The sequence below is a fragment of the Agrobacterium sp. ST15.16.055 genome (genome assembly GCF_027956555.1).
Lineage (GTDB): Bacteria > Pseudomonadota > Alphaproteobacteria > Rhizobiales > Rhizobiaceae > Agrobacterium > Agrobacterium salinitolerans.
Genome location: NZ_JAQKGN010000009.1, coordinates 36,715 through 57,747 on the forward strand (window position 1 = coordinate 36,715; position 21,033 = coordinate 57,747).

Consider the following 21,033-nt stretch of genomic DNA (forward strand, 5'->3'; position numbering starts at 1 on the left):
TCATTGCGTGTGCAGACGGCACGCTCTTTTCTCATCCATGCGAATTCATAAGGAACCGCCGGCCTGCAGTCACGTTTTCCTCTTTGTTACACGGAGGGCGCCATGCAGATCATCGACAACAAGACCGTAGACGGGAACAGAGCCAAGCCGATCCTCAACGTCGCGGAATTCTGCCGGCGTTACCGGCTGGACAAGGCCGAGGAAACCCGGCTCAGAAAGCTGTTCGGCGAATTTGCTTCGCGGCACGAGCTTCTGATGAATGCGCAGCGCAAGCCAAGCTTTCGCTGATCATTCTTGCCGGTCGATAGATTTTCCGAAGATCATGAAGACATCATAGCGGGTGTTCTTGCCCGTTATCTGATGCGAAGGCTTGCGAATGCCCGGCATCGGATCGGCGCGGAGCGGCCATTTCAGAACCACCCGCTTCGTTGCATTCTCCAGTGCAACCTCCATCAGCTCCACCTGGTCCGGGTCGGAGCCGACCAGTTCCCTCAGCACCCGCATCTCCTTTTTCACCAACGCCGTGTTGTGGCGCGGCGGATGCATGGGGTCGACGATCACCACCTCCGGTGAAAGCTCTTTCAGCAACTGGCGTGAATCTCCGTGAAGCAGCGTCATGCGCGCCCCCGCCTCGGCATAGGCGCCGCCCGCCTCCAGCGCGCGGCGAATGCCATCGGCGAGGTGAGCATGCATGTCCGGCGAGCGTTCGATGAGGGTCACTTCCGCGCCGAGTGAGGCAAGCAGAAAGGCATCCCGCCCGAGCCCGGCCGTGGCATCGACGATTTTTGGCATGCGGCCTTTGGTGAAACCGGCGGCTTTCGGCAGGGCCTGCCCGCGCCCTTCGCCGGAGCGGAAACGGTGCCCGACCGCGCCGCCGACAAAATCCACCACGAAGCTTTCGTTTTGTTCCTTCATCTGGACCTCAGAACGGGCAGGGTACGGTATAGGTGACGTCACGGCCATCGGGATGGCGGAACCCGACCTCCTGCGCATGCAGCATCAGGCGCGGCGCGGCGGCGAGCGCTTCGCCTTCGGCATAAAATTCGTCACCGAGGATCGGATGGCCGAGCGCCTTCATATGCACCCGCAATTGGTGGGTGCGGCCGGTAAGCGGGGTCAGCGCCAGTCTGGTTGCGGGAAGCGGCAGTCGCTCCAGCACCCGCCAAAGGCTCTGCGCCGGTTTGCCGTTTTCTTGGTCGACCCGGTGACGGGGCTTGTTTTCGGGATCGATGGCCAGCGGCAAATCCACCTCGCCCTCTTCGCCCGCGACATCTCCCCAGACAATGGCCACATAGGATTTGCGCGTCTCACGGTTTTCGAACTGCGACGCAATCGCCGCATGCGCCTTGCGGTTCAGGGACATCAGCACGATACCCGATGTGTCCTTGTCGAGCCGGTTGATCATCAGCGCTTTCGGGAACTGTTTCTGCACACGCGACATCAGGCTGTCCGAAAGCGCCGGATCGCGCCCCGGCACGGAGAGAAGCCCGCTTGGCTTGTCGAGCACCAGAAGATCGTCGTCGCGGTGCACGATGGTGAGCCAGGGGTCGAGCGGCGGATGATAGACGGGGTTGGAAAGCTTGGATGACATGTCGCTTCCTTAGCACGAATTGCGCATTCGGACAGGCGCGAGAGCATTCCCAGGAAAAGTGGAACCCGGTTTTCCGTCCGGAAATGCGCCAAAACAAAGAGTTAGAGTGTTTTCGCGATTCGAAGAAAAGCGAAAACACTAGTCGGGAATATGGAGATTGACCCGCCCGCTGGTCAGGTCGCTGAGAAGACGGGTGAGCCGTTCGGCTTCTTCCGTCGGCACCGAGAGCAGCATATCCGCGCCGGCGCCGGTAAAATCTTCCCTTTCCAGACGCAGGTTCGGTGTGGCGGAGAGGCGCGATTTCACCAGCGCCAGATCAGAGAAAGGGCAGCTAAGCGTCGCAATGACATAGGCGATGACCGGTGACGTCTCGCCAAGTCGCAGGCAGGCAGCCGCGGTGCCGCCATAAGCGCGCATCAGGCCGCCGCTGCCAAGGAGAATGCCGCCGAACCAGCGGATGACGAGAACGGCGACATTATCGAGTGTCTGGCCGTCGATGGCCTGAAGGATCGGTTTTCCGGCCGTTCCCGAGGGTTCGCCGTCATCGCTGAAACGATAGGCCTGGCCGCTTCGCCATGCCCAGCAATTATGGTTCGCATCCGGATCGGAATGCGCCGCAAGAAAGTTCTTCGCATCCTCTTCACCCGTCACCGGCGTGGCAAAGGCGATGAAGCGGCTTTTCTTGATATCCTGCGAAAAGGTGACGGGTCGGTCGAGCGTGAACATGGGCGTTTCAATATCGCATATATTCGCATGCGGAAATCGGTATAAGGCTCGGAATGGCGAAGATGGCGATGGAGAGGGTTTTGGCAAAGGCGAGGCAGGTCGCGATTATCGGCGGCGGACCGGCGGGGCTGATGGCGGCCGAGATGCTTTCGGCCGCAGGCCATGCCGTGACGGTGTTCGAGGCGATGCCGACCGTGGCGCGTAAATTGCTGATGGCCGGAAAATCCGGCCTCAACATCACCCATGCCGAAGACTATGACAGCTTTTGTCACCGGTTCGGCGATGCGGAACCGAGGCTGCGTGCCGCTCTCGATGATTTTACACCGGATAGGCTGCGCGACTGGGCGCAGGGGCTGGGGCAGGAAACTTTCGTTGGCACTTCGGGCCGGGTGTTTCCGACCGTCATGAAGGCCTCGCCGCTGCTGCGGGCATGGCTCGCCCGGCTGGAGGCGCAGGGGGTGACGATCAGGACGCGGCATCGCTGGACGGGTTTTTCCGGCAAGCACCTGGTTTTCGCGACACCGGAGGGCGAGATCACCATCAAGGCCGATGCCGTTCTTCTGGCGCTCGGCGGCGCAAGCTGGCCGCGTCTCGGCTCCGATGCCGCATGGGTTCCGGCGCTGGCGGAGAAAGGCGTGGCGCTTTCCCCGTTCCGCCCCGCCAATTGCGGTTTTGACGTGGACTGGAGCGATGTCTTCCGCACGCGTTTTGCGGGTGAAGCGGTGAAATCCACGATCACCATTTCGCCGGCAGGGGCCTTTCAGGGCGAATTCGTCATCACGAAGCATGGTATTGAGGGCAGCGTTATCTACGCCCATTCCGCTGCGCTGCGCGACCGGCTGGAAGAGGCGGGCAAAGTGTCCCTCGCAACCGATCTTGCGCCCGGACGTACGGTGGAACGCCTCAGCCGCGATCTGGCGAAGCTCGGGCGGAAGGAGAGTTTTGCAAACCGCATGCGCAAGACGGCCGGCTTATCGGCGGTGAAAGTCGGGCTTCTGCGGGAAATTTTTCCCGACATCGCCGCCATGCCGGATGAGTTCGTCGCCGCGAGAATAAAACATGCCGAAATACCGCTCTTGCGGCCGAGACCGATTGCCGAGGCGATTTCATCGGCCGGCGGCGTGGCGTGGAACGGTCTCGATGGGAACTACATGCTGGAAATGCTCCCCGGCATATTTGCTGCCGGGGAAATGCTGGACTGGGAAGCGCCGACCGGCGGTTATCTCTTGACCGCCTGTTTCGCCACCGGCAAGGCCGCTGCAAAGGGCATGGCCGCGTGGCTCGACGCTTAGCCTGACAGCCGTTCCGCCATGCCTGCATCTTCGCCGGAAGCGGTTCTGACGAGGCAGCGCATGATGGCGTCGGTGGTGACGGCGCCGAGCGCCTTGCCGTCTTCACCGACGACCGTGGCGCTGCTGACATTTTCCCGGACGAGCGCACGCAGACCCTCTTCGACCGTCATGTCCGCGTCGAGCTGAAGCCGCGACTGGCCGGAAAATTCCGGCTGAACGACGGCGCCGAGGCGGATGACCCGGCCGCGATTGACCTCCTCCACGAAGGCTTCGATATAACTGTCGGCAGGCGACATGACGATTTCGGCGGCGGTGCCCTGCTGGATGATCTCGCCGTCGCGCAGGATGGCGATCTTGTCTCCCAGCCGCAGCGCCTCGTCGAGATCGTGGGTGATGAAGACGACGGTCTTTTTCAGTTCCTTCTGCAGTTCCAGCAGCACCGTCTGCATGTCGACGCGGATCAATGGATCGAGCGCCGAATAGGCTTCGTCCATCAAAAGGATTTCGGCATTGTTGGTCAACGCGCGCGCAAGGCCCACACGCTGCTGCATGCCGCCCGAAAGCTGGTTCGGATAGTGGCTGGAGAAGCCTTCCAGCCCCACGCGCCTGATCCAGACTTCCGCCCTTTCCTCCCGCTCGCGCTTGTCGACGCCCTGCACCTCGAGACCGTAGACGACATTCTGCAGCACGTTGCGGTGTGGGAGCAGCCCGAATTTCTGGAACACCATCGCCGTCTTGTGGCGACGAAACTCCAGAAGGTCCGCTTCGTTGAGGCGACAGACATCGGTGCCGCCATAGAGGATTTCACCGGCGGTCGGGTCGATCAGCCGGTTGACGTGGCGGATCAATGTCGACTTGCCCGAGCCGGAAAGGCCCATGATGACGGTGATCTGTCCGCCCGGCATGGTGATGTTGATATCGCGCAGGCCGAGCACATGACCATGTTTGGCGTTGAGGTCCGCCTTGGACATGCCGGCCTTGACGGGTTCGACATAGTCGGCCGCCTTGGGCCCGAAAATCTTGTAAAGGCTGCGAATTTCGATCGATTGACTAGCCATGCGCCACTTCCCGGTGTTTTTGCAGGCGAAGGCCATAGGCCTGGCTGATGCGGTCGAAGATGATGGCGATGCCGACAATGGCAAGCCCGTTGAACACGCCGAGCGTGAAATACTGGTTGGCGATTGCCTTCAGCACCGGTTGGCCAAGACCCTGCACGCCGATCATGGAGGCGATGACGACCATGGCGAGCGCCATCATGATGGTCTGGTTGATGCCGGCCATGATGGTGGGCAGTGCGAGCGGCAGCTGCACCTTGAAAAGCTTCTGGCGCTTCGAAGAACCGAAGGCGTCCGCTGCTTCCAGCACATCGCTGTCGACCATGCGGATGCCGAGATTGGTGAGCCGGATCATCGGCGGAATGGCGTAGATAACAACGGCTATGACGCCGGGCACGCGGCCGATGCCGAGCAGCATGACGACGGGAATGAGATAGACGAAACTCGGCATCGTCTGCATGACGTCGAGAATGGGATTGACCACGCTCTGCAGGCGGTTGGAGCGCGCCATGGCGATACCGATCGGCAGGCCGACAATGATGGACAGCACGGCGCAGACGAAGATCATCGAGACCGTCTTCATCGTGTCTTCCCACATGCCGAACCAGCCGATGGCGAAAAGAATGCCGCAACACAGCGAAACAATGGTGGCGCTGCGGCTACCGAACCAGGCAAGCACGCCGACAATAAGAATAACGATCGGCCAGGGGGTTCCGATCAAAAGCCTTTCCGCCCAGATGAGAAAGCTCTGGAGGGGAGTGAAGAGCCCCTCTATCGCGCCGCCATAGGTTCGGGTGAAGCCCCGGAAACCTTCGTCGATGATTTTTTTCAGCGCGCGCAGAGCATCGTCATTCATGGTCGGAAATTTGAAAAGCCATTCCATATCCTGTTCTCCATGACGAACCGGAGGCGGGGATCGATATCCTCCGCGCTCCGGGAGTAAAATCGCAAGAGCGCCGCGCGTCCATCAGAACGAAAGGGCGGAACGCTCTGTTGAGCCAACGCATCGTCACCGGAAAGCCGGAAGGCGTTCCAGAGCCGATGCGGGTGCGGCGTCGCCGCTGGCGGACGCCGTTTCCCAGGCAGATATGCAGGAACCAGCTTTTAAAGGGCGGCCTTGACCTTTTCCGCGACATCGGGAGATACCCAGCCTGTCCACAGTGCTTCGTTTTCCTTCAGGAAGTGCTTGGCACCGTCTTCACCGGTCGCCTGGTTGTCGGTCATCCAGGCGATCAGCTTGTTGACGGTGTCGTTGGTCCAGGCGCGCTTGTTCAGATAGTCCATGGCTGGGCCGGCGCGGTCGGCAAAGTCCTTGCTGACAAGTGTCTGTACGTCATCCACCTGCCATGCGTTCGGCTTCGGGTCGGCGCAATCGGCGACCGAGGTGCAGCGCTTCCATTCGGCGGCATCATAGTCGGTGCCGAAGCCGAGCTTCACCATCTCGTATTTGCCGAGCAGCGAAGTGGGCGCCCAATAATAACCGACCCATGGCTGCTTGGCTTCATACGCCTTGGCGATGGAGCCATCGAGACCTGCGGCCGAGCCGGTGTCGACGAGGGTGAAACCGGCTTTTTCACCACCGAAAGCCTTGAAAAGCTGTGCGGTGACAACCGTGCCGCCCCAACCTTGCGGACCGTTGAACACGGCGCCCTTGGACTTGTCTTCCGGCGCGGGGAACAGTTCAGGGTGCTTGAAGAGGTCGGGAATGGTCTTGAGATCCGGATTGGCGTCGGCGACATATTTCGGAATCCACCAGCCCTGGACCGCGCCGTCCGAAAGGATCTTGGCAGCTGCGACGACCTTGCCGCCTTCCAGGCCGCGCTTGACGATTTCCGGCTGCAGGCTGACCCAGGCTTCCGGGGCGATATCCGGCTGGCCTTTTTCGGCCATGGAGGTCAATGTCGGCACAGTGTCGCCTGTCACGATTTCGGCGGAACAACCATAGCCGTTGTCAAGAATGAATTTATCGAGGCTGGCGGCGACTTCGGCGGATTGCCAGTTCATGCTGGCAATCGTCACGTTTCCGCAGTCGGCGGCATAGGCGGCGGCCCCCGAAAAGGCGAAGCCGGCTGAAAGAATTGTGGCACCCAAAAGTATTTTCATTTTTGTTCCCTCTGGTCGCGGTGTGGCGAAGACCCGGGTGCTGACGACACCGCGACCGCCAGCACTCTTATTGAGGCTTAATAATTTCTTTGTGGCCATTCCGTTTGCGGCAATTTCTGGCGTATTGAGGATGCCAATTCTCAGACTACCCGCTTTCCCCGGGGGGATATGAGTAAATTTTCCGGTGCGAAGGCCCTGAATTTTCATGCTCTTTAGCGGATGCGACAGGAAATTTCCGGCACCGTGGAACTTTTTCGATTTTTTGAAAAAACTTCTGGAACAATCAGCGGAAGTTTCTGTTTTCGTGGACTTTTCTCTCGTCATATATTACGGGAGATTTCCTCTCGATTTGTGGTGATGTTGAATGACCAATCTTCGTGCTGCCCCGGTATGGCCGATCGGCGGCGGTGAAACGGGTGAGCTTGTGCGCCGCTTCGACTGGTCGAAGACATCGCTCGGTCCTATTTGCGACTGGCCGCAAAATCTGAGGCAAAAAGCCAACTCCGTCGTCAATTCCCCTATTCCGCAGGTGCTGATGTGGGGCAAGGATCATGTGATGATCTATAATGACGGCTATGCGGAGATCGCCGGCAATTATCACCCGCAGGCGCTGGGCGGAACCGTGCCCGGCATCTGGCCGGAAATATGGGACTGGAACAGCCGCATTCTAGAAGCCGGTTTTCGCGGCGAGGTCATGGCCTATCGCGACCAGCCGATGACGCTGAAGCGGCATGGCGTGCCGGAAGAGGTGATCTTCGATCTGTTCTACACGCCGATCTACAATGAAGGCGGCACGGTGGACGGCGTTTTATGCACCGTGCTTGAAAATACCGACAAGGTGAAGGCCCTGGAGGCGCTGGAGCAGAGCCGCAAGGAGCTGAGCCGGCTTACCAATGCCCTGCCCATTCTGGTCGGATATGTCGACCGTGATTATGTTTATAAATTCGCCAATGACGGCTATCTGGAATGGTTTGGCCGCCGCGCCGACGAGGTGATAGGCCGCAGCGTTCCCGAAATCGTCGGCGAGGCGTTTTTCGAGGCCCGCAGGGCCTATCTCGACCGCGCACTTAGCGGTGAGAAGATCGTTTCGGATACCGTGATCAGCAGACCCGACGGCACGGCGCGCGCCGCCGAAATCCGTTATGTTCCACGTTACATCGCCGACGGCTCCATCGACGGCATTTATGTGCTGATCATCGATATCGAGGATCGCAAGCGCTCGGAGCGGGAAATCCTCATCAGCAACAATCGCTTCCGCGCCGCGGTGGACGCCGTTCACGGTGTGCTGTGGACCAATAGCGCCGAAGGAAAGATGCTGGGTGAGCAACCCGCCTGGAGCGCTTTGACGGGCCAGACTCCGGAAGAGTATCGGGGTTTTGGCTGGGCGGACGCGGTCCATCCCGAGGACAGGCAGGGGTCTGTCGACAGCTGGAACAAAGCGGTCGCCGAAAAGTCGACCTATATCTGGGAGCATAGGGTGCGCCGCCACGACGGCGTCTACCGCACGTTTGCGATCCGTGGCGTGCCGATTTTCGACAAGGCCGGTGCGATCGCCGAATGGGTCGGCGTCCATACGGATGTCACCGAACAGCGGCGGGCCGAAAATACCCTCAAGGAACATGCGAGCAATCTCGAGCGTGAAATTCGCCACCGCATCCGTGCGGAAGAGCAGCTTCGCCAATTGAACGAAAGCCTAGAGGCGCGTGTCGAGGCGGAAATAGCGGAGCGCCGCCAGGCCGAAAAGGCATTGCAGCAGGCGCAGAAGATGGAGTCCATTGGCCAACTCACCGGCGGTGTGGCGCATGATTTCAATAATCTTCTTCAAGTGATCGCCGGCAATCTGCAATTGCTCTCCAAGGATGTGATCGGCAATGAACGTGCGGAGCGGCGGCTGGAAAATGCGCTTGCCGGTGTCCATCGCGGCGCAAAACTGGCCAGCCAGCTTCTGGCCTTCGGCCGCAGGCAGGCATTGGAGCCGCGTGTCATCAATATTGCCCGTTTCGTGACCGGCATGGACGATCTGCTTCGCCGCTCGCTTGGCGAGGCGATCGAGGTGGAAGTCATCACCTCGGGCGGTCTGTGGAACACCTATGCCGACCCCAACCAGGTGGAGAACGCTCTTCTCAATCTGGCCATCAATGCGCGCGACGCCATGGAAGGGCAGGGCAAGCTGACCATTGAGGTCGGAAATGCGGTTCTCGACCGCGATTATGCCCGCAAGCACTCGGAAGTCTCGGCGGGGCAATATGTGATGCTCGCGGTCACCGATACGGGGTCGGGCATGTCGCCGGAGATTCTCGAAAAGGTCTTCGAGCCGTTTTTTTCGACCAAACCGGAAGGCAAGGGCACCGGGCTGGGGCTTTCGATGGTTTATGGTTTTGCGAAGCAGTCCAGCGGCCATGTCAACATCTATAGCGAGGTGGGGCAGGGCACGACGGTGAAGATGTATCTGCCCCGCTCCGCCGCCGATGAGGACAGGGAAGTTGTGACGCCGAACGGTCCCGTGGAGGGCGGAACCGAAACAATTCTTGTGGTGGAAGATGACGAGGAAGTGCGCAACACCGTTGTCGAAACATTGGGCGATCTCGGCTACCGCGTGCTCACCGCCCGTGATGCGCAGGCCGGTTTGACCGTGGTGGAAAGCGGCATTCTAATCGATGTCATCTTCACCGATGTGGTAATGCCCGGACCGTTGAAAAGCCGGGAAATGGCGCGCCGCGCGCAGGAACGGCTGCCCAATCTCGCCGTTCTCTTCACCTCGGGTTATACGGAAAATTCCATCGTGCACGGCGGCAAGCTGGATGCCGGGGTGGAGCTTCTCTCCAAACCCTATACGCGGGAAGCGCTGGCGCGGCGCATTCGCCACGTCATCGCCAACCGCAAACAGGTGTCGTTGTCGAGAGCGCAGCCGACGTCTGCGCCGGATTCTTCGAAACCTTCCGAGCCGGTCAGGGCGGTCGAAAATAAAAACCGGTCTATACGCGTTCTTCTGGTCGAGGATGACGAGCTGATACGGATGAATTCGATGGAGATGCTGTCAGAGAGCGGCTTTGCCGTCGTCGAGGCCGGAAATGCGGCGCAGGCGCTAAAGGTTATTGAAGCCGATCAGGTCGACGTTCTCGTCACCGATATCGGCCTGCCGGACATGAAGGGCGGCGAACTGGCGGTGGAGGCCCTGCGCCGAAAGCCAGGGCTTGCCATTGTTTTTGCGACGGGGGATAGCCATTTGCCGGAAGGAGCGCCGGCAAGCGCGGTTCTCCTGACCAAGCCCTATGACGAACAGCAGATTGTCGCGGCCGTCAAACAGGCCCACACGGCAAAGAGCGCGGCGACGCAATAGGCTCGTCGCCGCTTTGCCGGCTCAATAACCGCGGGCCATGTCGACCGTTTCCGGCAGCCCGCCGGTCTCGCGCCATGTGCGCACATTGCCGGCCACGATGCGGGCCGAACTTTCCCGGCTTGTCGGCGCGGAAATATGCGGCAGGACGGTCACTTTGGGGTGTTGCCAGAAGGCGGAAGCAGCGGGCAAGGGCTCCTGCTCGAAGACATCGAGAACGGCGTGCGAAAGCCTGCCGGAATCGAGCGCTGCAATCAGGTCATCCGCGACTATCACTGCGCCGCGGGCGAAATTGATGAGTGCCGCGCCCTGCTTCATTGCGGCGAGACGCTCGGCGTTCAAAAGACCGCGCGTCGCATCGGTAAGCGGCACGAGGCAGACGAGAATGTCGCTCTTTTCCAGCAATGCCTGCAGCCCGTCATCGCCGGACAGCGTTTCCACGCCATCGACCGCCTTGGCCGAACGGCTCCAGCCGGCGACGTTGAATCCGGCATGGGTGAGGCGCTCCGCCGCAGCCGTGCCGAGCGCCCCGAGGCCGAGGAGACCGATGGTCATTTCGCCGGGGTGGCGGTAATCCAGCTCATGCCAGAGCGCCTTTTTTTGGTTTTCGCGATAGGCGGGCATATCGCGTTGCAGATAATAGGTCCATGCCAGCACGGCTTCGGCCATCACACGCGAAAGCTCAGGATCTTTCAGCCGAACGATGGGAGGAGCCTTTTCGCCCAGTTCCAGCACCAGCCGCTCGACACCTGCCCACAGGCTGTGGATCCATTTGAGGCCCGGAAGCGCCGCGATATCGGCAGGATCCGGATTGGCGACGATGGCGAAATCCACCTGGTCTTTCTGTTCCGCGCTCAGTTCGGAAAAGGAAAGAATGTTCTCTTCCGGCATGGCGGCGCGCAGCGCCTGCTTCCAGACGGTCTCCGTTTCCGCATTCATCCGCGAAACAAAGGCTATGGGTGATGGCATGAGACTGATCCTGCTTGCGATTTTAGTTTCGCGCCATCAATGCGCAATTTCGGCTGACAATACCATGGGTTAGTCGTTCGAATCGTCAACGGAATGAAACGGCCCGGTTTTCACCGGACCGTTTCACCATTACGCGTCTTCCTTCACCGGCGGCTTTGCATCGCCGTAATAGGCCGCGAATTTCTCGTGATAATGCTCCGAACCGCCGGGGCCGGCATAACGCTGCAATTCCGTCATGTCGGTCTTGTTGAGCACGATGCCAAGCGTCTTGTTGGCGATCTGCGGTTCGTTGGCCATCAGGTTCTGCACCATCTGGATCGGCGTCTTGCCCCATTCGGTCACGAACACGAAACCGTCCACCTGCGGCGCAAAGGCCTTGGCATCGATGACGGGAACGACAGGCGCAAGGTCAACGATGATGTAATCGCAGGCCTCCCGGGCAGATTCGATGAATTTGCGCATGCCGGGGGAGGAGAGCAGCTCGCTCGAATGGGCGAACTGGTTGCTGGTGGAAACCGGCAGGATGCCCATTTTCGTGCGCGTATCCACCTTCACCGCCTGCGTCCACGGGATTTCATCGAGCACCACTTCCACCAGACCGGCGGATTGCCGTGTGGTCAGCATGCGGCTGAGGCCGGGATTGCGGATATCCGCATCCACGACAAGCGTTCGTTTGCCGGTGGAGGCGATCAGCCCGGCGAGATTGAGCGCCACGACAGATTTGCCCTCGTTCGGCAGGCAGGAAATGACGCCGATGACCCGGCAGGGCCGCTCCTGAATGACGACGTCCGCCGTCAGCTTCACATTGCGGAGCGTTTCCGCAAAGCTGGAACGCGGGCTGTCGACGGCAAGGCGCAGCATCTTCTGGAACGAGACCTGGCCGCTGTCATCAAGCGTGGCGTTCTCGCCGCCGGGGGTGGCGGCGCTGTTACCGGTCTTGGCGTTTTCCACGCCCCTTTCCCCGATAAAGGGAAGGTAACCGAGAAAGCGCATGCGAAGATTGTCGCGTACATCGTTGCCGGTGTGGAAAAAGCGATCCCGGAATTCGAGAAGCGCTGCAATGCCGCCGCCCAGCATCAGGCCGAGAACGACCGAAAGCGCCATGGTCATGGTCTTTTTCGGGCTGGAAGGCGAAGTCGGCAGGCCCGCTTCGGAAATGATGCGCGCCTTGGCGATGGGCAGCGACTGCTTCTGGGAAGCCTCCTCGAAGCGACCGAGATAGGACTGGTAGAGGGTGCGCAGAGCGGTTGCCCGCTGCTCGAGTTCGCGCAGCTGGACCATGGTGATATTGGCTTGCGAATTGCGGCCCGCCACCCGGTCGATATTGTCGCGCAACGACTGCACGCGGGAATTGGCGACGTCATATTCGTTCTTGAAGCTGCCGGTGAGCTGCTGCAATTCCTGGAAGATCTGCTGCGATACTTCTTTCTTCTCGGCCTCAAGCGCGGTCGCCTGCGGATGGTCGGCGCCGAATTGCTGGATGATACCCCGCTGCCGGTCGGAGATGGTGATGTAGCGCTTTCGCAGATCCTGAATGACCGAATTGTCGGTATCGCGGGCCGAGACAACGGCGTTATCGACCGCCGTTTCCGGTCCACGGTCGATGATCGACTTATACTGGTTGTAACGGGCGGAGGCCGTCGCGGCATCCGCCTGCGCGGCAATCAGCTGGCCGTTGAGGTCGGCAAGCTGGCTTTCCGACATCAGTTCGCCGCGCGAGGAGACGATGTTGTTGTCCGACTTGAATTTCTGCACCGCCAGTTCAGCGGCCTGGGCGCGCTGGTTGAGGTCGGTCATGCGTTCCTGCAACCATACCGAAGCGCGCTCGCTGGCGTCGAAATTGGCGTTAAGCTGTTCGGTAAGATAGGCCTGTGCATAGGTCTTGGCGATCTGCGCTGCAAGCTGGCGGTCGGTCGAGCGGGTGGAGATGGCGATGACCGAGCTGCGGCCGACACGTTCCACCGTCAGCGACTGCTGAAGCACCGCGGCGGCCTTCTCGCGGCGTCCAGCGCGCATTGCGGCTTCGGAAACCGGCGGATCGCCCGGCAGGACGAGATCGAGAATGCCGCGCACGGAGGATTTGACGAGCTGGACCGGCGACATCGGCGGATTGACGATGGTGTCGTTCTCATCGAGCTTGGCCTTGTCGACTACGGTCAGCGCCATTTCCTTGGATTTCAGAATTTCCACGGCGCTGGCGATGCGGTTGTCGACGATCTGGGCTGCGGGCACCGGTGATTCCTCTTCCGCATAGCGGGAAAGGCTTTCATCCAGGAGCACCTGCGTCATCGCGGTGTAAACGGGGGTCGCAAGCACCAGATAGAGGCCGGCCAGAACCACGGCGGCGATGACGGAGGCGGCAATGACATTGGCGCGGCGCACCACGGCGGCCCACAGGCGGTCGAGGTCGATGAACGTGTCGGAATCCTTGCCGGACTCCGGAAAACCGATATTGGATTTAAAGGTCTTGTGGTGCATGGACCTACCTTGTGAACTAAAAATGGTACGCGGGAAGCCGAGCAAACTCGCCTTCCCGCCTCCCGTTATTGGTGCGCCGGCCGCCTCCCCCGGCGGCGCGATGAAAGTCAGGCCGCCTGGACGCGGCTTTCGTGGTTCGCCACCAGTTCCTTCACCGAAGCGAGAACCTGTGCTTCCATGTCCGCCCGCATCAGCGAAAAGGCGACGTTGGCGGCAATGAAGCCCTGCTTGCTGCCGCAATCAAAGGTGCGGCCCGAATATTTCTGCGCGTGGAACGGCTGCTTCTCGGCGAGCCGCTTCATGCCGTCGGTCAGCTGGATTTCATTGCCCGCGCCGCGCTCCTGCTTGGCGAGAATATCGAAGATTTCCGGCTGCAGGATGTAACGGCCATTCAGGTAATAATTCGAAGGCGCCTTGGATGGTTCCGGCTTTTCAACCATTTCGGTGACGGAAAAGCCGTGATTGACCTTCTGGCCGACGCCAACGACGCCATAGGACGAGACTTCTTCAGGCAGGCATTCCTCGACGCCGAGAATATTGCCGCCGACTTCATCGTAAAGCTCCATCAGCCCGGCGATACAGCCGCGTGCGCCGTAAGAAACCATGTCCGGCAGAAGCAGGGCGAAAGGCTCCTTGCCTACCAGCTCGCGCGCGCACCACACGGCGTGGCCGAGACCGAGCGGCACCTGCTGGCGCGTATAGCTGACGGTGCCGGCAACCGGCAGCATCTTTTCCAGCTGCAGCACCTGCACGGTCTTGCCGGAGCGGGTCAGCGTATTGATGAGTTCCGGCGCGCTGTCGAAATAGTCTTCGATGGCGGTCTTGTTGCGGCTCGTCACGAAAATAATGTGTTCGATGCCGGCCTGCATGGCCTCATCGACGGCATATTGTACGACGGGACGATCCACGATCGTCAGCATTTCCTTCGGCATCGCCTTGGTGGCGGGCAGAAACCGTGTGCCGTTGCCAGCTACGGGAATGACGGCTTTTCTGACAGTTTTGTTCAGGTCCATCGCGTTCTCCTTCATCAAGGTTTGATCTGTCCCCAGTCCCCGCGCAGATTTCGTCCACGCGTCAATTTTACGAAATCTGTCTTTTCACCCCTGTATTCGCCGCGGGCGCAAACATGGCGTCCCGCAACCTCCTCAGCCGCACTGCAATTGGCATTCGCAAATGCCCCAGCACGGCAGGATCCCTTATCGTGGTCTTCAAGGCGCCGAGTACCGAGCGGCTCTTGATGTTTTCCACCAATGTCAGAAAATTATGCGCCAGCCGCAGGCTGCGGCTTCTCGCCTGCTGCGCATCCATGGCTGCCGGCAGCAAAGTGTAATGGCTGAGGAACTCCTGATCCGCCCGCATCATCGCTTCGACGTGATGAAGTTCGAGCACACGCGAAATCGAGCCTTCGCGGATATTGTAGATATAGCCCGGCTTCGGTTCGATTACACAGAGGCCGCCGGCAGCGAGCGCCGAGGCGAGCAGGATATAATCCTCGCCGATACGTATATCCTCGCGGAAGCGCAGAGCCTCGCTATTGAGGAAATCGCGCCGGAACATCGGCTTCATGTAGCCAAAATTGAAGGTGGAACGGAACAGGATGTTGGAGGAAATGAAGTCCTCGAGCGTGAGGGCAGAGCGTTCCTCCAGAAACTCTTCCGGAAACATCGTCTCCATCGGTCTGCCGTCGGTATAGACGACATCGAGATTATCGACAGCGATCTCAGCATTCGCGGCCTCCGCCCGGCACATCATGCAGGCGGAACGCTGCGGACGGATGACGTCGTCGGAATCGAGCACGGCGATCCAGCGTCCCGTCGCGGCCTCGATGCCGGCATTGCGTGCACCACCCGGACCGCGGTTTTCTTCCAGCGCAAGCAGGCGCACACGTGGGTCAATGGCGGCAATCCCCTCAACGAACGGGATAGTGTCATCGGCGGAACGGTCGTCGACGACGATCACTTCCAGCGTCACACCCTGCTGGTCGAGCGCGCTGTGGATGGCGGCTTCGATTGTATCGGCCGCATTATAGGCGGCGATGATGAAGCTGATATCGGGCGGTGAGGCAAGGTTTTCCATCAGGTCGCCTCCACCGCGCCATACTGGCGGATTTCGCGCACGCCGAAAGCGCCGCTCATCGAGCCCATATGCAGTGCGCCACGCAGCGCATAACGATTGCGGCGCACGGCGTTGAAACCGTTCAAGGCGGCGAAGAGCGCGCAATAAAGCACTTTCGAACCTGCCTTCAGCACCTGCCCCACGCGGCGTATACCGGGTTTCCTGTCCGCCAGCACGCGGCCGTGGGTCTGGCCGGATCGGAAGCGGCGTTTGGCAAGCCATAGGAAGCTTGCGCGATTTTCCGGCACGGGTTCGGACAACATGGCATCTTCCGCAAAGACAATACGCCCGCCGGCGGCGTGAAGATGCGAGAAGAAATGGGTGTCTTCGCCGCCGCTCTGGCCGAGCGCCAGCGCGAAGCGCCGGCCCTTCACCGAAGGCGCATCCATCTTGAGCAGCGTGTTGCAGGTATAGCCGGTGATGATCTCGCCATTCACCCAGACCGGAACGGTCGAGTGGAAATCGCCGCGTTTCATCCATCCCGGCGCATTGTCCCGGTAAACGGCCGCTACGGGGCCGAGAACCGCTTCCGCACCGGTCTCGCCGGCTTTTTCCAGAAGGGCGGATAGCCAGTGCGGCGGGGCGGTCTCGTCATCATCAATGAAGGCGAGATAATCCGCCTTGCATTCCGACAGGCAGGCATTGCGGGCAATCGAAATATTCGATTTCGGGCAATGGACATAGGTGATCTCGAACGGAGCGGTTTCGCGCAGGCGATCGACGCTCGCCCTGGCGCTTGGCTCCTCGTCATTATCGGCAACGATCAGCCGAACTTTCACGCCTTCCGGCACGTCCAGCTCGAAGAGTGACAGAAGTGTGGCGATAAGTGCCGGGCGTCTGTAGGTGCAAATGCCGATATCGACGGTTTTCGAATCATCTGGGCGGGTGACGGTGTTGTCGGTCATGAGACAGCCTTTCTTCCCCGGAATTTCAGGAGTTCCAGCCAGAAGCCGGTGGACCAGGCCAGATGCATCACCATCGCCGAAAAGGCAGCGAGCGGGCCGTATGGGTTTTTCTGACCTATTGCCATCCACAAGCCATAGCCCAAACATGCGGCGATCCAGAGGCCGAGCGGGATAAGGGCCGCCCAATGCACGAGCGATAGCAGCGCGAAGATGAACACCGGCAAGACGGCGAGCGGGATCATCTGGCGGATTTTCGGGATCGAGCGATGCTTCAGGAGGTTCTTCGCGCGGCCGCGGCCATAGGCGAGATATTGCCGGAACAGCGGCATGACGCTGGCGCGCGGATAATAGGTCATGCGGGTCTTGTCGGTCATCCAGATACGGAAACCGGATTTGCGCAGGCGGAAATCCAGTTCGGCATCCTCATTGTGGCTGAAGCTCTCGTCATAGCCGCCGACCGCGTCGAAGGCGGCAATCCGCATCAAGGCGTGATGGCCATGGTCGATCCAGTGGCCTTTGGCACCCTCGCGGTGCTTGGAACCGCCATTGCCGAGCTTGGAATTCTGGGCGATGGCCGTCGCTTTCTGAAACAGGCCGTGGCCGATGGTGTCCATGGCGACGACGACAGAATCCGCGCCGGTGCGTTCCGCATCTTCGATCAGCCGCTGGCAATAGTCATCGGGATAATCGCCATGGGCGTCGATGCGGATGAGATAGTCGAAATCCTCGCCGAAGGTGGCAACGGCAAGGTTGATGCCAGCGCTCTGGATGCGCTTCGCATTGGCGAGAAGTGTGACGCGGTCATCCGTCGCCGCAAAGGCGGAAACGATATCGCGGGTTCCATCCGTGCTGCCGCCATCGGCAACCACGATACGGAAGAGACGCCCCTGCATTGCATTGGTGAATTTGACAAGCAGCCCCTCGATCGTCTTTGCCTCATTGAGGCAAGGAATGACGATCAGCGTTCTGATGCCGTGATGACCAAGACCTTCCATAATTTGCCCCCTACGCACTACACGGTTGAAAACTGCGCTTCACGGGCATGGCCGGAAGCGGATTTGGAAAGCGAGGACAAGTGCTGCACCAGCTGACGGCAATCGTCGCGGTCCGTCAGCCATTGTTTCCTGTCGATTGCCGAGAGGGTGTCGAAGGCGTTCGCATAGGTTTGCGGCGTCATTTGGCCGAACAGTGCGGCGAGGTCGTCCGGGCTTGCATTTGCCAAGACAAAGCCGATATCGCGTTTTTCGATGAATCGGGCGGTTTCCGTGCCGGAAAGCGCAATCGGCAGGGTGCCATAAAGGCCGCCTTCATAAAGCCGATTGGGCAGCAGCCAGCTGGAATTCTGGCCTTCTTCGAAAAAGTCGATCGCCCAGGTGAACTGCACCTCGTTGTAGATCGCGGCTAGATCCTCGGGGTTTTTGTAAGGTCCGTGGAAGTGCAAATGCGGGGCAGCGGCCACGAAGCCATCGAAATCGGTAAACTCCGAATAGGCCGGCCGGCCACGCAGGATGATTTCGACCCGGCCTTCCATGCGGCGGGCAAAGTCGGCGAGGATTTCGAGTGATTTGCGGCAGCGGAGTGCGCCGAACCAGCCGATTTTCCAGGGTTCTCCGGGGGCCGGTGCGCGCGGTTGCGGCGTGGCGGCAAAGGTGGCGTCGAGCGTCAGCACCTTGTTTTCCTGCAGGAGGACGGGAAGGTTAAGGCCGGAGACGGGCTTGAAATAATGCTCCACGAATGCCGGAGAACTCGTGACCAGCAGTTTGGCGTCGCGTGCGAAATAACGTTGCGCAGCATTCAGCAGCTGTCCGGGCCTGCCTTTGTTGAGAAGCAGGCGGTGAATATCGAGACATTCGTAAACCAGTGCTGGCTGGCCGCCATAGATCGACATGGCCCGCTTTGCCAGAGCCAGCATTTCGAGGTTCCTGGCAAGAATGATGTCGGGTGTCGGGATGCCGCTCAGGAGCTTTCCAAGCGAAAGGCTGGCTTTTGCCACAGCCGCCATGCGCTGCAGAAACTGCCCGTCGGCGGTCTCCCCAAGCACGACGGGCACGACGCCCTCGATTTCCGCCAGCTGGTTCCGCCCGCGCCGGAAACCTGCCAGCGTGACCCGCGCCCCGCCCGCGAGCAAGGTCAGCACCCGCCGGCGAATGGCGGGGTCCGACAGATCATGCGCGAGATAGAGAATATGGGTCATGCAGGGTTCCGGTTGGTTCGCGCGTCAAAGACGTCGCAGCACAGGTTTTGGTTCAAAAAATCCGGTCAGTTCAGAGCGCAGGCGATGCTTTCCGGGAACTGGCACTTGTCGCCGAGGGCAGTGAATGAGAAGCGGTCAACGACCATCTGCGACGGCCCGGCATAAGCAAACTTGCCCATCCAGTCCTTCAGCGTATCGGTGCCCCACAGGCTGAAGAAAATCTTCTGGGCGTTTTGCGGGATTTTCGTTGCGTCCGTGACTTCATGAACGAGCTTGCCGTTGACGTAATAACGCAGGCGCTGTGGTTCCCAGACGAAGGCATAGTCGTTGAAACCGGCATCGGCTCCACCTTCCACCGGCACCAGCTTCTCATTGCCGCCCTTGGCGGAGATATATTGGTTGAGCTGCACCTGGCCGGTATTTTTGCCGAGAACCTCGAAGTCGATTTCGTCGTGCGGTTTCTTGTCGGTCGGGCCAATGTAGGTGAAGAAGGCGGAGTTCAGTCCGGAGCCGGTTGCGGCCTTCATACGCGCTTCATAGGTGCCGTAACGATAGCGGCCCTTGGTCTGGATTTCGCCGCAGGCGAATTTGCGGTCCCCAGCCTTGGCTTCTTCGAAACCGAGTGTGAGTTGGCCGTTTTCCACCGTCGCCAATTTTTTCGACCATGTGCAGTTTTGATGCGCGCCGTTGTTCCAGCCGTCTGAAACGTACCAGAAGCTTCTGTCCATCTGGTCGAAATTCTCGGTGAAGGACGCGCCGTTGCCTTCCTGCGCCTGCATCGGTATTGCGAAAGCCGTGGCCGAAAGGGCTGCGGCAAGAAGAATGCGTGTCTGAACGCGGGTGACAAATGTTGTCATTGGTTCACCTCTGTCGTTGCGAATAAAGCGTTTCGGATGTGGGCGGGCCGATTATGGAGGCCCGTTTGGTCGGGGAAGCAGTTGCCGTCTTGCGTTTGCCGCTGCGGCTCCCGGTGAGCACGGAATAGACGGTGGGCAGATATTTGCGTGTCTGCGCGTTGCTGATGATCAGGATGACGAAGGCGGACAATGTCGCGCTGATATAGAAGGCGGGATAAAAGTCCGGCCCGCCCTTGTTCCAGACCATCCACATGATGACCAGCAGCGGGTAGTGGGCGCAGAATATCCAGAAGCTGAGGCTGCCGGTCTCGGCAAGCCGCTGGCCAAGCCTGCTGCGGATCAGGATCGATGAAGACACCCAGAAGCCAAGCGCGCCGAAGACCGCGAGCAGATTGCGCGACATGTTGAGCCAGAAGGTGAATTCCGGGCCGGTGAAATAAAGACCCGTAGCAAGAATGGCGGATGCCGTGAAGGTTAGCACCATGATCGGCAGGGCGTAGGGATCAAGCGCCTTGACATCGACCCGGTGCAGCGCAAGCGCAATGCCGAGCGAAAAGCTGAAGAGGATCGATTTCTTCTGCACGATGAAGATCGTCAGGTCCGGCATGGCCGTGATGATCAACAGGATTGCGAGCGTCGGCAGCGCGAAGCGGCGCATCAGAAATGCGAGCACCGGCGACAGCAGAATGCAGACAAAAAGGTCGCGCAGAAAATAAAGCGGCACGTTCACCGGCAGTTCTTCGAGTGCCGTACCATGGCTGAGGATTTCGCGCGGGCTGGCATTCCACAGATCGGGGAAATACCCCACGCCGACATCGAAGAGCTGGATCAGCAATACGGCGGCAAACAGCGCGCCATTCCACAGAAGGAAGGGCAAAAGCACGGTCTTCGATTTGGAGCGGATTGTTGCCGGATAATTGAATTCACTCATGCCGCGGCGAAACAGCAGGTAACCTGAGATGGCGCTGAGGCAGGGCACGCCGATACGGAAGAGCGCATCGCCCAGGAAAACGCGCAGCCAATCGAAGAAGCCGTAAAGGCCGAGAAAAGGGCTGGTTTCGGCATCGTGCGGCACGTGCACGAACACGATCCCCGAAATCAGCAATATGCGCATCAAATTGATACGGGAGGATAGGTTCTGATCGACAGTCACATCAGTCACCCCTATTGGGCGGCGTCCACCCACGCCGCGTTGCAACCAGAACGAACTTAAGCCCGCACTGGAAAGTCTGGTTTCGACTTTGGGATAAAATGTGGCGACGCGGGAAAAACACAAGCTTAGATTTTGCGGGTGAATGTCTGGCGTTCCAGTCATTCCTGTCGCTAAAAAAATTCAAACATTTGAAATTACTATCATTTTTACAAACATGGCCATCGTTAAAAATCGCCCTAGCGTGTGAAATTGTCATTT

The 21,033-nt window shown here is 59.8% G+C and carries 18 protein-coding genes; 3 read left to right on the forward strand and 15 right to left on the reverse strand.

Annotation, left to right across the window (positions count from 1 at the left end; genetic code table 11):
- The first annotated feature begins 102 nt into the window (after positions 1-102).
- A complete protein-coding gene (locus PL599_RS14370; RefSeq protein ID WP_077984766.1) occupies positions 103-288 on the forward strand; it encodes a hypothetical protein in 186 nt (61 codons plus the stop codon).
- Here the strand turns inward: PL599_RS14370 and PL599_RS14375 are convergent, their stop codons facing one another.
- From PL599_RS14375 to PL599_RS14385, 3 genes are all read right to left on the reverse strand, one after another.
- Positions 289-915 carry a class I SAM-dependent methyltransferase gene (locus tag PL599_RS14375; RefSeq protein WP_269824610.1) on the reverse strand — a complete coding sequence of 209 codons (627 nt, stop codon included), beginning with the start codon at positions 913-915 and terminating at the stop codon, positions 289-291. It abuts the gene before it with no gap.
- 7 nt (positions 916-922) lie between these two features.
- Positions 923-1,591, reverse strand: a complete 669-nt coding sequence (locus PL599_RS14380; RefSeq protein WP_191218029.1) for a pseudouridine synthase — start codon at positions 1,589-1,591, stop codon at positions 923-925.
- A 138-nt stretch (positions 1,592-1,729) separates the two neighbouring features.
- Positions 1,730-2,317, reverse strand: coding sequence for an IMPACT family protein (locus PL599_RS14385; RefSeq protein WP_269824609.1), 588 nt, complete (start codon positions 2,315-2,317; stop codon positions 1,730-1,732).
- Positions 2,318-2,370: 53 nt separating this feature from the next.
- Between PL599_RS14385 and PL599_RS14390 the strand changes: the two genes are divergently transcribed.
- Positions 2,371-3,609: a TIGR03862 family flavoprotein gene (locus tag PL599_RS14390; protein ID WP_269824608.1), complete on the forward strand. Its 1,239-nt coding sequence runs from the start codon at positions 2,371-2,373 to the stop codon at positions 3,607-3,609.
- Here the strand turns inward: PL599_RS14390 and PL599_RS14395 are convergent.
- The 3 genes from PL599_RS14395 to PL599_RS14405 form a co-directional block, all read right to left on the reverse strand.
- Positions 3,606-4,667 (reverse strand): quaternary amine ABC transporter ATP-binding protein, encoded by a 1,062-nt coding sequence (locus PL599_RS14395; RefSeq protein ID WP_137412516.1) that lies wholly within the window; start codon positions 4,665-4,667, stop codon positions 3,606-3,608. The genes PL599_RS14390 and PL599_RS14395 overlap by 4 nt on opposite strands.
- Positions 4,660-5,547, reverse strand: a complete 888-nt coding sequence (locus PL599_RS14400; protein WP_077984771.1) for an ABC transporter permease — start codon at positions 5,545-5,547, stop codon at positions 4,660-4,662. Before PL599_RS14400 ends, PL599_RS14395 begins: the two co-directional genes overlap by 8 nt.
- A gap of 221 nt (positions 5,548-5,768) precedes the next feature.
- Positions 5,769-6,767 carry an ABC transporter substrate-binding protein gene (locus PL599_RS14405; RefSeq protein ID WP_080794454.1) on the reverse strand — a complete coding sequence of 333 codons (999 nt, stop codon included), beginning with the start codon at positions 6,765-6,767 and terminating at the stop codon, positions 5,769-5,771.
- A gap of 364 nt (positions 6,768-7,131) precedes the next feature.
- Between PL599_RS14405 and PL599_RS14410 the strand changes: the two genes are divergently transcribed.
- Complete coding sequence (locus PL599_RS14410) at positions 7,132-10,107, forward strand: PAS domain-containing protein (RefSeq protein WP_269824607.1); 2,976 nt, start codon at positions 7,132-7,134, stop codon at positions 10,105-10,107.
- Between the two features lie 21 nt (positions 10,108-10,128).
- On the opposite strand, the gene PL599_RS14415 is transcribed toward PL599_RS14410, so the two are convergent.
- The 9 genes from PL599_RS14415 to PL599_RS14455 all read right to left on the reverse strand — a co-directional run bounded on the left by PL599_RS14415 (position 10,129) and on the right by PL599_RS14455 (position 20,775).
- Positions 10,129-11,073 (reverse strand): 2-hydroxyacid dehydrogenase, encoded by a 945-nt coding sequence (locus PL599_RS14415; RefSeq protein ID WP_269824606.1) that lies wholly within the window; start codon positions 11,071-11,073, stop codon positions 10,129-10,131.
- Positions 11,074-11,202: 129 nt separating this feature from the next.
- Positions 11,203-13,551 (reverse strand): Wzz/FepE/Etk N-terminal domain-containing protein, encoded by a 2,349-nt coding sequence (locus PL599_RS14420; protein ID WP_269824605.1) that lies wholly within the window; start codon positions 13,549-13,551, stop codon positions 11,203-11,205.
- A gap of 107 nt (positions 13,552-13,658) precedes the next feature.
- Positions 13,659-14,564: a UTP--glucose-1-phosphate uridylyltransferase gene (locus tag PL599_RS14425; protein ID WP_269824604.1), complete on the reverse strand. Its 906-nt coding sequence runs from the start codon at positions 14,562-14,564 to the stop codon at positions 13,659-13,661.
- Positions 14,565-14,631: 67 nt separating this feature from the next.
- Complete coding sequence (locus tag PL599_RS14430; RefSeq protein WP_142913405.1) at positions 14,632-15,627, reverse strand: glycosyltransferase family 2 protein; 996 nt, start codon at positions 15,625-15,627, stop codon at positions 14,632-14,634.
- Positions 15,627-16,571, reverse strand: coding sequence for a glycosyltransferase (locus tag PL599_RS14435; RefSeq protein ID WP_271359193.1), 945 nt, complete (start codon positions 16,569-16,571; stop codon positions 15,627-15,629). The genes PL599_RS14430 and PL599_RS14435 overlap by 1 nt, the downstream gene beginning before the upstream one ends.
- Complete coding sequence (locus PL599_RS14440; RefSeq protein WP_271359194.1) at positions 16,568-17,566, reverse strand: glycosyltransferase family 2 protein; 999 nt, start codon at positions 17,564-17,566, stop codon at positions 16,568-16,570. The genes PL599_RS14435 and PL599_RS14440 overlap by 4 nt, the downstream gene beginning before the upstream one ends.
- Before the next feature lie 17 nt (positions 17,567-17,583).
- A complete protein-coding gene (locus tag PL599_RS14445) occupies positions 17,584-18,765 on the reverse strand; it encodes a glycosyl transferase family 1 (RefSeq protein ID WP_271359195.1) in 1,182 nt (393 codons plus the stop codon).
- A 65-nt stretch (positions 18,766-18,830) separates the two neighbouring features.
- Positions 18,831-19,622, reverse strand: a complete 792-nt coding sequence (locus PL599_RS14450) for a glycoside hydrolase family 16 protein (RefSeq protein WP_271359197.1) — start codon at positions 19,620-19,622, stop codon at positions 18,831-18,833.
- A gap of 4 nt (positions 19,623-19,626) precedes the next feature.
- The gene (locus tag PL599_RS14455; protein ID WP_077984857.1) at positions 19,627-20,775 is read right to left on the reverse strand and encodes an acyltransferase family protein; all 1,149 of its coding nucleotides are present in this window, start codon (positions 20,773-20,775) and stop codon (positions 19,627-19,629) included.
- Between the last annotated feature and the right edge of the window lie 258 nt (positions 20,776-21,033).

Bases quoted from the DNA above. Each gene is read 5' to 3' on its own strand.
- PL599_RS14370 (WP_077984766.1), top strand. From the start codon at position 103: ATGCAGATCATCGACAACAAGACCGTAGACGGGAACAGAGCCAAGCCG.
- PL599_RS14375 (WP_269824610.1), bottom strand. From the start codon at position 915: ATGAAGGAACAAAACGAAAGCTTCGTGGTGGATTTTGTCGGCGGCGCG.
- PL599_RS14380 (WP_191218029.1), bottom strand. From the start codon at position 1,591: ATGTCATCCAAGCTTTCCAACCCCGTCTATCATCCGCCGCTCGACCCC.
- PL599_RS14385 (WP_269824609.1), bottom strand. From the start codon at position 2,317: ATGTTCACGCTCGACCGACCCGTCACCTTTTCGCAGGATATCAAGAAA.
- PL599_RS14390 (WP_269824608.1), top strand. From the start codon at position 2,371: ATGGCGAAGATGGCGATGGAGAGGGTTTTGGCAAAGGCGAGGCAGGTC.
- PL599_RS14395 (WP_137412516.1), bottom strand. From the start codon at position 4,667: ATGGCTAGTCAATCGATCGAAATTCGCAGCCTTTACAAGATTTTCGGG.
- PL599_RS14400 (WP_077984771.1), bottom strand. From the start codon at position 5,547: ATGGAATGGCTTTTCAAATTTCCGACCATGAATGACGATGCTCTGCGC.
- PL599_RS14405 (WP_080794454.1), bottom strand. From the start codon at position 6,767: ATGAAAATACTTTTGGGTGCCACAATTCTTTCAGCCGGCTTCGCCTTT.
- PL599_RS14410 (WP_269824607.1), top strand. From the start codon at position 7,132: ATGACCAATCTTCGTGCTGCCCCGGTATGGCCGATCGGCGGCGGTGAA.
- PL599_RS14415 (WP_269824606.1), bottom strand. From the start codon at position 11,073: ATGCCATCACCCATAGCCTTTGTTTCGCGGATGAATGCGGAAACGGAG.
- PL599_RS14420 (WP_269824605.1), bottom strand. From the start codon at position 13,551: ATGCACCACAAGACCTTTAAATCCAATATCGGTTTTCCGGAGTCCGGC.
- PL599_RS14425 (WP_269824604.1), bottom strand. From the start codon at position 14,564: ATGGACCTGAACAAAACTGTCAGAAAAGCCGTCATTCCCGTAGCTGGC.
- PL599_RS14430 (WP_142913405.1), bottom strand. From the start codon at position 15,627: ATGGAAAACCTTGCCTCACCGCCCGATATCAGCTTCATCATCGCCGCC.
- PL599_RS14435 (WP_271359193.1), bottom strand. From the start codon at position 16,571: ATGACCGACAACACCGTCACCCGCCCAGATGATTCGAAAACCGTCGAT.
- PL599_RS14440 (WP_271359194.1), bottom strand. From the start codon at position 17,566: ATGGAAGGTCTTGGTCATCACGGCATCAGAACGCTGATCGTCATTCCT.
- PL599_RS14445 (WP_271359195.1), bottom strand. From the start codon at position 18,765: ATGACCCATATTCTCTATCTCGCGCATGATCTGTCGGACCCCGCCATT.
- PL599_RS14450 (WP_271359197.1), bottom strand. From the start codon at position 19,622: ATGACAACATTTGTCACCCGCGTTCAGACACGCATTCTTCTTGCCGCA.